The 13,503-nt window shown below is 68.3% G+C and carries 12 protein-coding genes; 11 read left to right on the top strand and 1 reads right to left on the bottom strand.

What is annotated here, in order from left to right:
* Window positions 1-39: 39 nt before the first annotated feature.
* The 10 genes from ACJMK0_RS07610 to ACJMK0_RS07565 all read left to right on the top strand — a co-directional run bounded on the left by ACJMK0_RS07610 (window position 40) and on the right by ACJMK0_RS07565 (window position 11,492).
* Window positions 40-498: a hypothetical protein gene (locus ACJMK0_RS07610; RefSeq protein WP_405237036.1), complete on the top strand. Its 459-nt coding sequence runs from the start codon at window positions 40-42 to the stop codon at window positions 496-498.
* The gene (locus ACJMK0_RS07605; protein ID WP_405237034.1) at window positions 495-1,805 is read left to right on the top strand and encodes an APC family permease; all 1,311 of its coding nucleotides are present in this window, start codon (window positions 495-497) and stop codon (window positions 1,803-1,805) included. The genes ACJMK0_RS07610 and ACJMK0_RS07605 overlap by 4 nt, the downstream gene beginning before the upstream one ends.
* A 172-nt stretch (window positions 1,806-1,977) precedes the next feature.
* A complete protein-coding gene (locus ACJMK0_RS07600; protein ID WP_405237032.1) occupies window positions 1,978-2,685 on the top strand; it encodes a protein-L-isoaspartate(D-aspartate) O-methyltransferase in 708 nt (235 codons plus the stop codon).
* A 75-nt stretch (window positions 2,686-2,760) separates the two neighbouring features.
* A complete protein-coding gene (locus ACJMK0_RS07595; RefSeq protein WP_405237030.1) occupies window positions 2,761-3,939 on the top strand; it encodes a PQQ-dependent sugar dehydrogenase in 1,179 nt (392 codons plus the stop codon).
* 136 nt (window positions 3,940-4,075) lie between these two features.
* The gene (locus ACJMK0_RS07590) at window positions 4,076-5,620 is read left to right on the top strand and encodes a phytoene desaturase family protein (RefSeq protein ID WP_405237028.1); all 1,545 of its coding nucleotides are present in this window, start codon (window positions 4,076-4,078) and stop codon (window positions 5,618-5,620) included.
* Between the two features lie 13 nt (window positions 5,621-5,633).
* The gene (locus ACJMK0_RS07585) at window positions 5,634-7,253 is read left to right on the top strand and encodes a phytoene desaturase family protein (protein ID WP_405237026.1); all 1,620 of its coding nucleotides are present in this window, start codon (window positions 5,634-5,636) and stop codon (window positions 7,251-7,253) included.
* A 2-nt stretch (window positions 7,254-7,255) separates the two neighbouring features.
* Complete coding sequence (locus ACJMK0_RS07580) at window positions 7,256-8,467, top strand: aminomethyltransferase family protein (protein ID WP_405237024.1); 1,212 nt, start codon at window positions 7,256-7,258, stop codon at window positions 8,465-8,467.
* Between the two features lie 41 nt (window positions 8,468-8,508).
* Window positions 8,509-9,306, top strand: coding sequence for a helix-turn-helix domain-containing protein (locus ACJMK0_RS07575; RefSeq protein WP_405237022.1), 798 nt, complete (start codon window positions 8,509-8,511; stop codon window positions 9,304-9,306).
* 66 nt (window positions 9,307-9,372) lie between these two features.
* Window positions 9,373-10,650: an NAD(P)/FAD-dependent oxidoreductase gene (locus ACJMK0_RS07570; protein ID WP_405237020.1), complete on the top strand. Its 1,278-nt coding sequence runs from the start codon at window positions 9,373-9,375 to the stop codon at window positions 10,648-10,650.
* On the top strand, window positions 10,647-11,492 hold the full coding sequence (locus ACJMK0_RS07565; protein ID WP_405237018.1) for a hypothetical protein: 846 nt from the start codon (window positions 10,647-10,649) through the stop codon (window positions 11,490-11,492). The genes ACJMK0_RS07570 and ACJMK0_RS07565 overlap by 4 nt, the downstream gene beginning before the upstream one ends.
* Before the next feature lie 14 nt (window positions 11,493-11,506).
* Here ACJMK0_RS07565 and ACJMK0_RS07560 read toward each other — a convergent pair whose 3' ends face one another.
* On the bottom strand, window positions 11,507-12,250 hold the full coding sequence (locus ACJMK0_RS07560) for a DUF2306 domain-containing protein (protein WP_405237017.1): 744 nt from the start codon (window positions 12,248-12,250) through the stop codon (window positions 11,507-11,509).
* A 130-nt stretch (window positions 12,251-12,380) separates the two neighbouring features.
* On the opposite strand from ACJMK0_RS07560, the gene ACJMK0_RS07555 reads away from it, so the two are divergent.
* Window positions 12,381-13,502 carry a sensor histidine kinase gene (locus ACJMK0_RS07555; RefSeq protein WP_405237015.1) on the top strand — a complete coding sequence of 374 codons (1,122 nt, stop codon included), beginning with the start codon at window positions 12,381-12,383 and terminating at the stop codon, window positions 13,500-13,502.
* Window position 13,503: the final 1 nt, after the last annotated feature.

The raw sequence follows: 13,503 nt of genomic DNA, 5'->3' as shown, positions 1-13,503 counted from the left end.
ACCGGAGCCCCGATGCAGCCAGTCAAGCCAGCGAAGCCAGTGAGAAGACGCCGCTTCGCTATTAGCGCACCCATCTTCGCACCCGTCATCGGCGCCGCGCTGCTCGGCGCCGGTTGCGCCGGTGCCCCCTCGCCCGGCAGCTCGCAGGTGCGGGCCGACGTCAGCGTGGTCATCCAGGACCCGCAGGGCAGCCCGGTCTCCTACGTCATCCGCTGCGACGACGGCGAGGCGAGCGTGCGCGGCGGCGCGCAGATCGACGCCGCGGACGCCTGCAGGGCCCTCGCCCGGCCGGCCGTGCAGAACCGGCTCGTGCGCGGTCCGTCGCCGGAGCAGGTGTGCACCCAGGTCTACGGCGGCCCGCAGACCGCGATGCTGAGCGGCACCCTCGACGGCCAGTCGGTGAGCACGGTGGTGACCCGCGACGACGGCTGCGGTATCGGCGACTGGGACAACCTGCTGAAGGACATACTGCTGCCCGTCTCACGCGGCCCCCGGTGAGGAGGAACCCGGCCCTCGGTCTCTGGACGCTGGTCGCACTCGTGATCGGCAACATGATCGGCGCCGGCGTCTTCACCACGTCCGGCTTCGCCCTCGCCGACCTCGGCTCGCCGTGGCTCGTGCTCGCGGCCTGGCTGATCGGCGGCCTGCTCGCGCTGTGCGGCGCGCTGAGCTACGCCGGCCTGGCGCGGCTGGTGCCGGGTTCCGCCGGCGAGTACCTGTATCTCTCCCGCATCGTGCACCCGGCCGTCGGCTTCATCGCGGGCTGGGTCTCCCTGCTGGCCGGCTTCACGGCCGCGATCGCCTACTCCGCGCTCACCTTCGCCGCCTACGCACTCGGCCCGGATGCCGGGGCCGCGAAGGCTGTCGCCACCGCGGTGATCGTCGTCGCCGTGCTGCTGCACGCGCTGCGCGTGCGCCAGGGTGCATGGGTGCAGAATGCGGCCGTGGCGCTGAAGCTCGTGCTGCTGGCCGCTTTCTGCGGCCTCGCCGTCTTCGGCGGCGGCCCCTGGAGCGGCCTCGCCGCGCCGGATCCGCCGCCATTCTCGCTGGCCGCCTTCGCACTCACCCTGCTGTGGATATCGTTCAGCTACTCGGGCTTCAACGCGGCGGTCTACGTCGCGGGCGAAGTGCCGTCGGCGGAAACCGTCGTGCCCCGGGCCTTGCTGCTCGGCACGCTGCTCACCCTGTTGCTCTATCTCGCGCTGAACGCCGTCTTCGTACTCGCGCCCCCGTTCGAGGCGGCCGCCGGCCAGGAGGACGTGGCAGCGATTGCCGCGCGCGCACTGGGCGGCGAACCGCTGGCAGCCGCCATCCGTCTCCTGATCGCGCTGGCGCTGTTCACCTCGGTCTCGGCGATGGTGATGGCGGGTCCCCGGGTCTACGCGAAGATGGCCGAGGACGGCCTGTTCCCCCGGGTCTTCCGTTCCCGCGACGGCGCGCCCACGGCGGCCGTGGCGCTGCAGGGCGCGCTGGCCGTCGGCGTCGTCTGGCTGACCGGCCTGCGGGAACTGCTGTCGTATCTCGGCTTCACGCTCGGCCTCAGCGCCGCCGGCACCGCCGCCGCGCTGTTTGTCGCCGTGCGGCGCCAGCCCGGGCGCCGACGCGAACTGCCAGGCTATCCCTGGGCGCATCCCTGGGCATATCCCTGGGCGTATCCCCTCGCACCGGCCGTGTTCGTCGTCTTCACGCTGGTCTTCGCGGGGCTCGCCGCCACCGTGAACCCCCGCGAGATGCTGGCGGCGGTCGCCACCATCGCTTCCGGCGGCCTGCTCTATCGCCTCACCCGTGGTCGCCGGCCGGTTTGACCGCCGGCACGTTGCGGGATTACCGTCGGACTGGAAGGAGACCGGGACCATGGACAGGGCGAAATACACGCATCGCCTGCTGCGATCACTATCGCGATCACTATCGCGATCACTATCGCGATCGCTATCGCGGTCACTATCGCGGTCACTACCGCTGCTACCGCTGGCCGCCGTGCTCGGCCTGGGCGTCCCGCTGGCCGCCTGCGGGGAGTCCTCCCGGGAGGCGCAGCGTCTGGCGCTCGCCCGGGCGGTGGAGCAGCAGGTGCGGGAAACCGCCGATTACACCGGCAAAGACCGTCTGGACCCGACGGTCCTGGACGCCATCCGCAACGTACCCCGCCACGAATTCGTCCCGCCGGCCTACCGGGATTTCGCCTACGACGACCGACCCCTGCCGATCGGCGAGGGCCAGACCATTTCCCAGCCCTATATCGTCGCGCTGATGACGGATCTGGCCGGGGCCGGTCCCGACTCCACGGTGCTCGAGGTGGGGACGGGCTCGGGCTATCAGGCCGCCGTCCTGGCCGAAATCGCGGAGCACGTCTACACGATAGAGATCGTCGCGCCGCTCGGCGAGCAGGCGGCCGAGACACTGGAGCGGCTCGGCTACGGGAACGTGAGTGTCAGGATCGGCGACGGCTACCGGGGCTGGCCAGAGGCGGCGCCGTTCGATGCAATCGTGGTGACGGCCGCCCCCGAGACGGTGCCGCCGCCGCTGATCGAACAGCTGAAGGTGGGCGGCCGCCTCGTCATCCCGGTGGGCCCCGAGGGCGGCGCCCAGTCCCTGGAGGTGTTCGAGAAGCGCCCCGACGGCTCGGTGACGTCCCGGCACGTGCTGCCGGTCCGTTTCGTCCCGTTCACCAGGGATGTCGAACATTAGCGGTATGGCAGCCGCGGCGGTCATTGGGTACATTGATCCGAGCCAATCCACGTACCGCGCATCCAGGGGAGTTGCATGATTCATTGGCGAACCGTCCATCCGCATCCGGTCCGTCGGCTATGGCCGCAGTTCACGGCTTCGGCCGCTGCGTTTCTGCTCGCTGCCTGCGCCCAGGCGGAGGGTGACAAGCCCTTCGCCGTCGAGCCGGTCACCTCGTTCGACGAACCCTGGGCCATGGCCTTCCTGCCGGACGGACGCCTGCTGGTCACCGAGAAGAAGGGCAACCTCCTCGTGGTGACCCGGGACGGCGAGAAGTCCCGCCCCGTGCGCGGCGTGCCGGACGTGGATTACGGCGGCCAGGGCGGACTGGGCGACGTCGCGCTCCACCCGGATTTCGCCGGGAACGGCGTCATCTACCTGAGCTATGTCGAGGCCGGCGTCGCCGACACCCGCGGCGCCGCCGTGCTGCGCGCGACGCTGGAGCTGACCGAGCGCGGCGGCAGGCTCTCGGACGCCGAAGTGATCTGGCGCCAGTACCCGAAGGTGGTCGGCTACGGCCATTACGGCCACCGCCTGGCCTTCGACGACGAAGGCTACCTGTGGATCACCTCCGGCGACCGCCAGAAGTTCACGCCGGCCCAGGACATGCAGAGCAACATGGGCAAGGTGCTGCGCCTGAACGAGGACGGCTCCGAGCCCGCCGACAACCCCTGGGTGAATTACATCGAGCAGAACCCGCTGGTCGACGATATCGGCGTGTACGGCGAGTTCTGGTCGCTGGGCCACCGCAACCCGCTCGGCATCGACTTCGGCCTCGACGGCCGGCTCTGGGTCATCGAGATGGGCCCCGCCCACGGCGACGAGCTGAACCACATCGTCCGCGCCGAGAACTACGGCTATCCGGCGGTCTCCGAGGGCGACCACTACGACGGCCGCGAGATCCCGGACCACGACACCCGGCCGGAGTTCAAGACGCCGGCCGTCGCCTGGGTGCCGGCCATCTCGCCGGGCGATCTCATGATCTACAAGGGCGAACTGTTCGGTGACTGGCGCGGCGACGCCTTCGCCGCCGGGCTATCGTCCCGGGCCATCGTGCGCATCGAACTGGACGGCACCAGTGCCCGCGAGGCCGAGCGCTACGACATGGGTGCGCGCATCCGGGCGCTTGCCGAAGGGCCGGACGGCGCCATCTGGGTGCTGGAAGACGAGCGCGGCGACAGCCGGGGACGGCTGCTGAAGCTGACGCCGCAGTAATCCCGATCGCACTCCGGCGCCCGCACTGCGCGAAACGGCCTGGAACCCGATTCCGCGCGTGTAGGCCCGGAAGCCGCGCCGCGGCCCGGCATCTAGCGTATTCCGTCGATCGGCTGATCGACCCGGGATCCATGCCTTGAGCCAGTACGACTCCATCGTCATCGGCGCCGGCCACAACGGACTCGTCTGTGCCGCCTATCTCGCGCGAAGCGGCCAGCGCGTGCTCGTGCTCGAGGCGGGCCCCGCGCCCGGCGGCCTTGCATCCAGCTACGAATTCCATCCGGGCTTCCACGCCTCGCCGGCCCACTCGCTGAGCCATTTCTCCGAGCCGGTCATCCAGGAACTGGGACTGCGCGGGCACGGCTTCGATCCCGGGTCCTCGCCGCTGCGGACCGTGGCGCTCGGCGATGATGGAAAACACGTCACGATCGGCGGCGGCAGGATCACGGGCGCCGGCGAGGCCGACGAGGAGGCCTACGCGGAGTATCTGCGCCGGCTGCGGCGTTATGCGAAGGCGCTGTCTCCGTTCTGGCACAAGACCATGCCCCGGATCGGGGCGGCCGGACTGGCCAACGCCATGACCTTCGCCCACATCGGCCTGAACATCCGCCGCATGGGCAGGCAGGACATGCAGGAGTTCCTCCGTATCGCCTCCCTGCCGACGCGCGACCTGATGGACGAACTCTTCGCCAGCGACCTCCTGAAAGCCGCCCTGAGCTGGGACGGGCTCATCGGCGGCAAGATGGCGCCCCGATCCCCCAACGGCGCGGTGCTCGCCATGCTCTATCGGATGGCCGGCGGCTCGGACGGCGAGCATGCGGTGCCGGCGAACGGGATACAGGGCCTGGTCGCCGCACTGGAGGCGGCAGCGCAGCAGGCGGGCGCCGAGATCCGCTACGGGGCACGGGTCGAGCGGATACGGATCGACGGCAACGAGGACGGCCTGCGTGCGAGCGGCGTCAGGCTGGCGGACGGCACCGAGGTCGGAGCCACGCACGTCGTCTCGGCCGCCGACCCGCAGCGGACATTCCTGGAGCTCGTGGGAGTCGACCACCTGGAGATCGACTTCACGAATCGGATCCGGCGGCTGCGCTGCGACGGCTACGTCGCCAAGCTGCACCTGGCGCTGAACGCACTGCCGCAGTTCCGCGGGCTGGACCGGCCGGACGGGCGGATGATCATCGCGCCCACCATGGACGCCATCGAATTCGCTTTCGACGATGCGAAATACGGCGACTGCCCCGCCCATCCCGTGATGGAGATCGTGATACCGAGCCTGCACGATCCCTCCGCCGCACCCGACGGCCGGCACGTGCTCTCCGCTCACGTCATGTACGTGCCCCGGCGCCTGCGCGGGGGATGGAGCGACGAGGCACGCGAACGCATGCGGGAACGCGCCATCGACACCATTGCGCGTTACGCGCCGGATATCCGTGAACACATTCTGCACGCGGAATTCCTGACGCCGGCGGACATCGAGGCCCGGTTCAACGTCACCGGCGGCCACTGGCACCATACCGAGTTCGCGATGGACCAGCTGCTGATGATGCGCCCGACCTACGGCGCCGCCCAGTACGCGACCCCGGTGCCGGGGCTCTTTCTCTGCGGCGCGGGCTCCCATCCGGGCGGCGACCTGACCGGCGCACCGGGCCGCAATGCCGCCCGGGAGATACTGGGATGACGGAGGCCCGGGGATGAAGCGCTACGACGCGATCGTCATCGGCGCCGGCCACAACGGGCTGGCGAACGCCGCCTACCTGGCCAAGGCGGGCCTCGACGTGGTGGTGCTGGAGAAGAACGACTACATCGGCGGCGCCGCCGTCTCGCGGGAACTGCACGAGGGCTGGACCTACTCCAATTGCTCCTACGTCTGCAGCATGATGCGCCAGGCGATCCACCGCGATCTCGACCTCGGACGCCACGGCCTGCTGCTCGTGCCCTACCTCGGCACCGTCAATTTCGGCGACGGCGACGAGCGGCTGTTCTCCTATCACGACGAGGAAGCCGCGCACCTGGAGCTGAAACGCCACTCACCCCACGACGCGGACGCGATGCACCGCTTCCAGACGGACCTGATGCGCTACTCGCAGCTGATCCGCAAGACGCTGATGCGCACGCCCCCGGACCCGGCCTCGTTCCGGCCGCGGGACATCATGGAGATCCTCTACCTCGCGAAGCAGTTCTGGTCGCTCGGCGAGAAGGAGTTCTATGAGTACGTGCGCTTCTTCACCATGAGCGCCGCCGATTTTCTCGAGGACTACTTCGAGAACGAACTGATCAAGGGCGCGATGGCGAGCCCGGGCATCATCGGCACGGCGCTCGGCGTCTATTCGCCCGGCTCCGCCTACATCCTGCTGCATCACGTGATGGGTGACGTGGACGGCAACATCGGCGCCTGGGGCCTCGCCCGCGGCGGCATGGGCGCCATCTCCCACGCCATCGCCTCGGCACTGCAGGAACACGGCGGCGAGATCCGCACCGAGGCCGGCGTGCAGCAGATCCTGGTGGAGAACGGCAGGGCGGTCGGCGTCGCGCTGGAGAACGGCGACGAGATACGGGCCCGCATCGTGGTCTCCAACCTGGACGCGAAGCGCACCTTCACGCAGATCATGGACCGCTCGGACCTGCCGGACGGTATTTACGAGAAGGCGAAGAACTTCAAGATCCGCGGCTCCTCCGGCAAGGTCAATATCGCACTGTCCGCCATGCCGAAATTCACCGGCGTCCCGGACAATCCGTATCTGAATCGCGGCGGTCAGGCCTTCACCGGCACTCTCGAGACCATGGAACGGGCCTACGACTGCTGGAAACGGGGCCGCTGGTCCGACGACCCGTTCATCGAGTCGGTCATACCCTCCGCCTGGGACCCGACGGTGGCGCCGCCCGGGCAGCACTGGATGTCGAACTTCATCCAGTACTGCCCGCCGACGCTGGCGGACGGCCCGTGGACGCCGCAGAAGCGCGACGAGTTCGGGCAGACCGTCATCGACAAGATCGAGCGCTACAGTCCCGGGTTCCGGGACCTGATCGTGCACATGGAGGTACGCACGCCCCACGAGATCGAAGCCGAGATCGGCCTCACGGAGGGCAACATCTTCCAGGGCGAGCTCACCATCGACCAGCTGTTCTTCAATCGCCCCTTCCCGGGCTACGGGCAGTACCGCATGCCGGTGAAGAACCTCTATATGAGCGGCTCCTCCACTCATCCGGGCGGCGGCGTATCGGCGGCCTGCGGAGCGAACTCCGCCCGCGAGATCCTGCGCGATCTCAGGCGCCCGAACACCGTGCCGGTAGACGACTTCAGCGACGAGTGACCATGAGTACCGAGAGCACCCGCATCAACGATCGATACGCCGGCGAGCGCCTGAAGCTCTCCCCCTTCTACCCGAGGCAGGAGGAGCTGAACATCCGTGAGGCCTGGTCGGCATGGAACGGATACAAATTCGCCGAGTACTACTACGACACCGAGTACGAGTACTTCTGCGTGCGCAATCTGTGCGGCACCTACGACATCTGCCCGATGCAGAAATACGAGATCCGCGGCGCCGACGCCGCCTCAATGCTGAACCGGATGGTCACCCGTGACATCGGCCGGATCCGCCTCGACCGCGTCGCCTATTCCGTCTGGTGCACGGACGAGGGCCGCATGATCGACGACGGCACCATCTTCCGGCTGGCCGAGGACCGCTTCATGCTGACCTGCGGCAGCCCGTGCACGGCCTGGCTGGCCCGGAGTGCATTCGGCTACGACGACGTCACGGTCACGGACATCACCGACGACCTCGCGGCGCTGTCGCTGCAGGGCCCCACCTCCTGCGCCGTGCTGAAGAAGATGGGGCTCGAGGGCATCGAGCAGGCGAAGCCCTTCGACATCCGGCACTTCCCCTACCGCGGCGATTCCCTGATGGTCTCGCGGACCGGCTTCACCGGCGATCTCGGCTACGAGCTCTGGATACCGCGGCACCTCGGGCTGCAACTGTGGGATGACCTGTATGCCGCCGGCGCCGACTACGGGATACAGCCCTACGGCGAGGCGGCAACCAACATGGCCCGTCTCGAGGCGGGCTTCATCATGCCGGCCATGGAGTTCAACGAGGCATTGCGTACCGTGCACTTCGAGCACGACCAGACCCCCTTCGAGCTCAACCTCGGCTGGCTGGTCGACTTCCGCAAGCCCCATTTCAACGGCCGCAGCGCATTGCTGGAGGAGAAACGTCGCGGGCCGAAGTACACGCTGACGAAACTCGACGTCGAGGGGAACCGGCCGGCGGACGGATCGTACATTTACGCGAACCGGCGTTGTACCCGGGAGGTCGGCTACGTCACGTCCGCGATGTGGTCGCCGGCGGTCAAGGCGAATATCGCGCTGGCGATGATCCGGACCGAGTACCTGGACGGCCCCCTGTGGGCGGAGATCTACTACGAGAAGGAACTGCGCCAGTACAGCCGCGTCGCGCGCTGTCTTCGCCGCGACAAGCCCTTCTGGACGCCGGCCCGCGCCCGCGCCACGCCGCCCCCGGACTACTGACCCGCAGGGCTGTGGTAGCTTCTGTACTCCGGCGGCAGGGGATGAAGATGCGTGCAACCGAGTTCGTGAGAAGTTATTTCGACGCCTGGAACCACCGCGACCCGGTCGCCGTGGCCGACCACCTGGCCCGCGACGGCCTGTACTGGGACGTCCCGGAGAACCGGCGCAGCTCCCACGACGAGCTGGTCGTGGCCCTGCGGGAGTTCTTCTCCGCCTATCGGCACCGCTACGAGCTGATCGGCGAGATCGTCGAGGGGCCGGATACCATCGCCTTCCAGTACCGCATGTGCCCGCTCGGCTGCGGCGAGGGCCGCGGCGGCACCGCCCGGCCGATACAGGGCGCGGAGTTCATCACCCTGCACGGCGATGCCGCCGTGACGATCCACGACTATTACCAGCTTCCGGCCGCGGCTCGCACGCCCGGCGCGGGGCGGCCGGCGTCGGCTGCGCCCGGCACGCCGAAATATGCGAAGTCGGGACTGACCGAGGCCCAGCTGTCCGCGTACCGGCAACGACTCGAGATGGTCATGGTCTCCCGCCAGGCCTGGCTCCGGTCCGATCTGACGCTGCCGGAACTCGCAAGCCTCGTGGATTGCTCCGTGAATCATCTGTCCCAGGTCATCAATGCCGGATTCGGGATGAGCTTCTTCGACTACGTGAACCGCTACCGGGTGGAGCATGCGAAGCGGATGCTCGCGGAGACGAGCGGCGACGATAGCGCCATCCTGAATGTCGCTTTCGCGGCCGGGTTCAACTCTAACTCCGCTTTCTACGCCGCATTCCGGAAGTTCGTCGGCCAGACGCCGGCCCGCTACCGCCGCTCGCGGACGGAACATTGACGCGCCGCCGCCCGACCGTATGAACACCCGCCCGGACCGCGGCCACATCAGCGCACGGAGAATGCCATGACCGGGCTGCAGGACCACACCGGCTCCTATTACGCGGCGACCGTCAACGACGTCACCGACTTCGCGCCGCTGCGAGGCGCGCAGCGCGCGGACGTGTGCGTCGTGGGCGCAGGGTTCACCGGTATCTCCACGGCACTGCACCTGGCAGAACGCGGCTACGACGTCCACGTGGTCGAGGCCAACCGGGTCGGCTGGGGCGCCTCCGGTCGCAACGGCGGCCAGATGATCGGCGGCATCTCCGGCGAGGACGTCGTCGCCCGGCACTGGGGCCGGGACACGGAGGAGCTGTTCGGCGAGCTGCGCTGGGCCGGCCACGAGATCATCCGCGACCGGGTCGAGCGCTACGGCATCCGCTGCGATCTGAAGTCGGGCTATGTCGACGTCGCCATCCGGGAACGGCACCTGCGCGCGCTCGAAGCCGACTACGAGCGGCTGGAGAAGGCGCGCTTTCCGCACGAATTCCGGCTGCTTTCCCGCGAGGAGACCGCGCAGACCATCGGCACCGAGGCCTATATCGGCGCGCTGCTGAACATGGCCAACGGCCACCTGCACCCGCTGAATCTGTGCATCGGCGAGGCCCGCGCCGCCGTTTCCCGCGGCGCGACGATCTACGAGAACTCACCCGTGCTGCGGATCGACCAGGGCGGCAGGCCGAGGGTGGTCACCGCCGATGGCGCGGTGACGGCCGATGCCATCGTGATCGCCGGCAACGCCTACCACGACACGGAACCGAAGCTCAGGGGCGCTCTCTTCCCCGTCCGCAGCTACATCATCGCCACCGAGCCGCTGCCCGCCCCGGTGGTCGCGCGGATCAATCCGCACGATCTCGCCGTGTGCGACCCCAACTACCTGGTCGAGTACTACCGCCTGAGCGCGGACAAGCGTCTGCTGTTCGGCGGGCGCAGCGGCTACTCCGGCGAAGACCCGGAGCGCATCAGGCGCAGCCACCGGGCGAAGATGGCGAGAATCTACCCGGAGCTCGCCGACGTGCGCATCGACTACGCGTGGGGCGGGACCATCGGCGTGCCGCTGAACCGCGTGCCCCAGCTGGGCCGTGTCTCGCCTAATGTCTACTACTGCCAGGGTTATTCCGGTCACGGCGTGAACGTGACCCACCTGGCCGGCCAGATCATGGCGGATGCCATCGCCGGCGTCATGGAGCGGTTCGACCTGTTCGCCGCGGTGAAGCCGCGGATCGTGCCCGGCGCATATCTCCTGCGCAAGCCGCTGGTCGCGCTGGGGGTACTCTACCATCAGGTGAAAGACCGCCTGTGAGGGAGTCGATCGCCGGAGCCGACCTCCACAGGATCCAACAGACCGTCAAGTGGATCGTCTACGCGCTGCTCATCGCGAACTTCGGCGTCTACATCTACGAGGACGTGGACCGGGCCCTGCATACCCTGACCGGGGCGTCCACGCTGCTGGACTGGACCGGCGAATTCGCGACCACCCTGGATACCACCGCCTGGCTGGTCCTGCTGGCCATGTTCGAGATCGAGACCTACACACTCGAGGACCGTCAATGGCGAGGGTGGATAGAGAAGACCGTCCACGGCGTCCGGATCCTGTGTTACCTGATGATCGCGCACACCGTGTTCGCCTACGCCGTTACGGCCCTCGACTACGCCGCGACCAGGCCGGTCGCCGACGCCGCCTCTCTCTGCGACCTCGCGGATGACGACCTGACCTTCGTCTACAACCTCGAATACACCGCCGTGACGGACGAGAACTGCGCGGCGCTGTCCGACGCGTCGGCGTTCTACTATCTCGGCGACAACCCGCTGGTCAGTACGGAAGCCGGCCTGGCGCTCGAACGGCGCCTGGCCTGGGGCGACGTGATCGAGGCGATCACCTGGCTGGTCATCATATTCGCCATCGAATTCGTCGTGCGCCAACAGGGCCGCGGGGTCACCGGCGGCGCACTCATGACGAGCGCAAAGGCCCTGAAGCTGTTCGGCTACGCCATCCTGTTCGTGCTCGCGGGCTGGTGGGCGTATCTCGGCCACTGGATCTATACCTGGGATACGTTCGTCTGGATAGCCGGTTTCGCCGCCATCGAGATGAATGTCCACGAGTGGCGCGACGAATTGCTCGATGAACGGGAGCAGGCAGCCTAGGCAGCCTAGGCTGCCTAGCGCATCGCGCCCCGCCGTCCGAGCCAGCGCCGGCTGATGCGGCTGCCGGCGATGACGCCGATCACCGTCGGCAGTATCCACGGGATTACCTGCCATTGCCCCGGCAGCACTTCGCCGAGGAAACTCCTGCCGCCGAAGGCGAAGAACGCCGTATAGGCACCGATGCCGCTGCCGATCATCCCGTTCAGATGCACGACCACCAGTTCGCGGTGGCTCATCCCGGGCTTCCGTGTCTCGCGGAACATGCCGATGGCGGCGAGCACGCCGACACCGCCGAAGATGATCAGCAACAGATGCCGGAACTGAAGGCCCAGCCCAAGGGAGATCAGGCCCAGCACGGCGAGCGCGACCAGCATCCCGCGGTGCTGCGGCCGCGCGAGCGTGCCGGGCCGGGTCCGCTCGCGCAGGGCGGCCATCCCGTGCCGGACGCTGGCGAATACGAGCACCGAGAGCATCAGCAGGAACAGGCTGCCGGCCCGGTTGCCGGCGGCAACGCGCGCGGCATCCGCACCGGCAGGAAGGCCGCCCGGATAGCGAATGCCCAGCGGGTCGGCGATCACCATCAGCGAGACGACGAACGCGCTGACCGTCACGATATACATGCAGACGGCATAGACACGTCCGGCACCGACGTGGAGCGGACTCCCCTTGCGGGCGAATGCGGGCACCCAGAACAGGAGCAGTGCGATGCTGCCGATGGCGACGTGGGCGTCGACGAACAGGCCGTGTAATGTGGTCATGGGACTCTCCTCCTTGCTGGTCTGCAACGGTAGCCACCGCAGCCTCGCGCGCTAAGTGCCATTGGTCAGGAATACACACCGTGACTTTCGGCCTATGGCGGATGCCGCCCGCTCGCGCCACAATCGGTGCATGAGCCACGACCGGGGAGATACGCTGCCGGCCATAGCCGCCTGGATCACCTGGGCGGCGGTCACGGGATTCGCGCTGTTCGTCATCGCGGGCAGGGCCGGCGAGCCGTCGCACCTGTTCTGGGGCGCTGGCATCCTGGCGCTCCTTATTCTCGGCGGCGTCCTGCTTGCGGGACACGATTCCGCACCGCGGTTGCTCCGGCTCGCCGCCCTGTGGACGCAGCCCGTCAGCGCACTCGCCATCGGCGCGCTCACGAGTATCAGCTTCGTACCGATCTACACGATCATCTGGATCGCAATGGCCGCGGACTTCTATTCTCCGCGCACGCTCTGGTGGCTGCTGGCCGGTCTCTTGCTCGCGTGGTTCGCGGTGTACGTCCCGGCGGACGGCTACGTGAATGCGGCCATCCAGACGACCTTGTTCGGCACCTTCCATCTCTTCGCGCTCCTCAGCGCGCGCAGCGCGGTGGAGGCCGATGCCGCCCGTCTCGAGGTGGAGTCGCTGAACCGGGAACTGCTGGCCACGCAGCGCCTGCTCGCGCAGGCTTCCCGCCAGGGAGAACGCACCCGCATTGCCCGCGAATTGCACGACCTGCTGGGGCATCACCTCACCGCGCTGTCGATCAACCTGCAGATCGCCGAGCGCACCTCGGACGGCGAGACCCGCGAGAAGATCGGCGAGTGCCGGGCCCTGGCACGGCTGCTGCTGAGTGACGTCCGGGAAGCTGTCAGCGCACTGCGAGACGACCAGGGCCTCGACCTCGAAGCCGCGATCCGGCTGATCGTGGGCAGCACACCGCGCCTCGACATGCGCGTCGACATCGAGGACGCCCTGGAGATCGACGACGTCGGCATCGCGCAGACCCTGCTGCGCTGCGTGCAGGAGGGCGTCACCAATACGCTGCGCCACGCCGACGCCAGCGAGTGCCGCATCCGCATCTGGCAGGAGGACCGCGCCATCCACCTGGAGGTGAGCGACGACGGCCGCGTACAGGGCGAGATCACCGAGGGCAACGGGCTGGCCGGCATGCGCGAGCGGCTGCAGGCCCTGCGGGGCACGTTGCAGCTGGACCGCGCCGGACAGGCGCTGCGGCTGCACGCCACCGTGCCGCTGCCCGGCTGAC

Origin of the sequence: Lentisalinibacter orientalis (assembly GCF_040706535.1) — a bacterium.
Taxonomy (GTDB): domain Bacteria; phylum Pseudomonadota; class Gammaproteobacteria; order Steroidobacterales; family Woeseiaceae; genus Lentisalinibacter; species Lentisalinibacter orientalis.
This window is presented reverse-complemented; position numbering and strand designations above follow the sequence as displayed.

Bases quoted from the DNA above. Each gene is read 5' to 3' on its own strand.
- ACJMK0_RS07555 (WP_405237015.1), top strand. From the start codon at position 12,381: ATGAGCCACGACCGGGGAGATACGCTGCCGGCCATAGCCGCCTGGATC.
- ACJMK0_RS07570 (WP_405237020.1), top strand. From the start codon at position 9,373: ATGACCGGGCTGCAGGACCACACCGGCTCCTATTACGCGGCGACCGTC.
- ACJMK0_RS07580 (WP_405237024.1), top strand. From the start codon at position 7,256: ATGAGTACCGAGAGCACCCGCATCAACGATCGATACGCCGGCGAGCGC.
- ACJMK0_RS07585 (WP_405237026.1), top strand. From the start codon at position 5,634: ATGAAGCGCTACGACGCGATCGTCATCGGCGCCGGCCACAACGGGCTG.
- ACJMK0_RS07595 (WP_405237030.1), top strand. From the start codon at position 2,761: ATGATTCATTGGCGAACCGTCCATCCGCATCCGGTCCGTCGGCTATGG.
- ACJMK0_RS07575 (WP_405237022.1), top strand. From the start codon at position 8,509: ATGAAGATGCGTGCAACCGAGTTCGTGAGAAGTTATTTCGACGCCTGG.
- ACJMK0_RS07560 (WP_405237017.1), bottom strand. From the start codon at position 12,250: ATGACCACATTACACGGCCTGTTCGTCGACGCCCACGTCGCCATCGGC.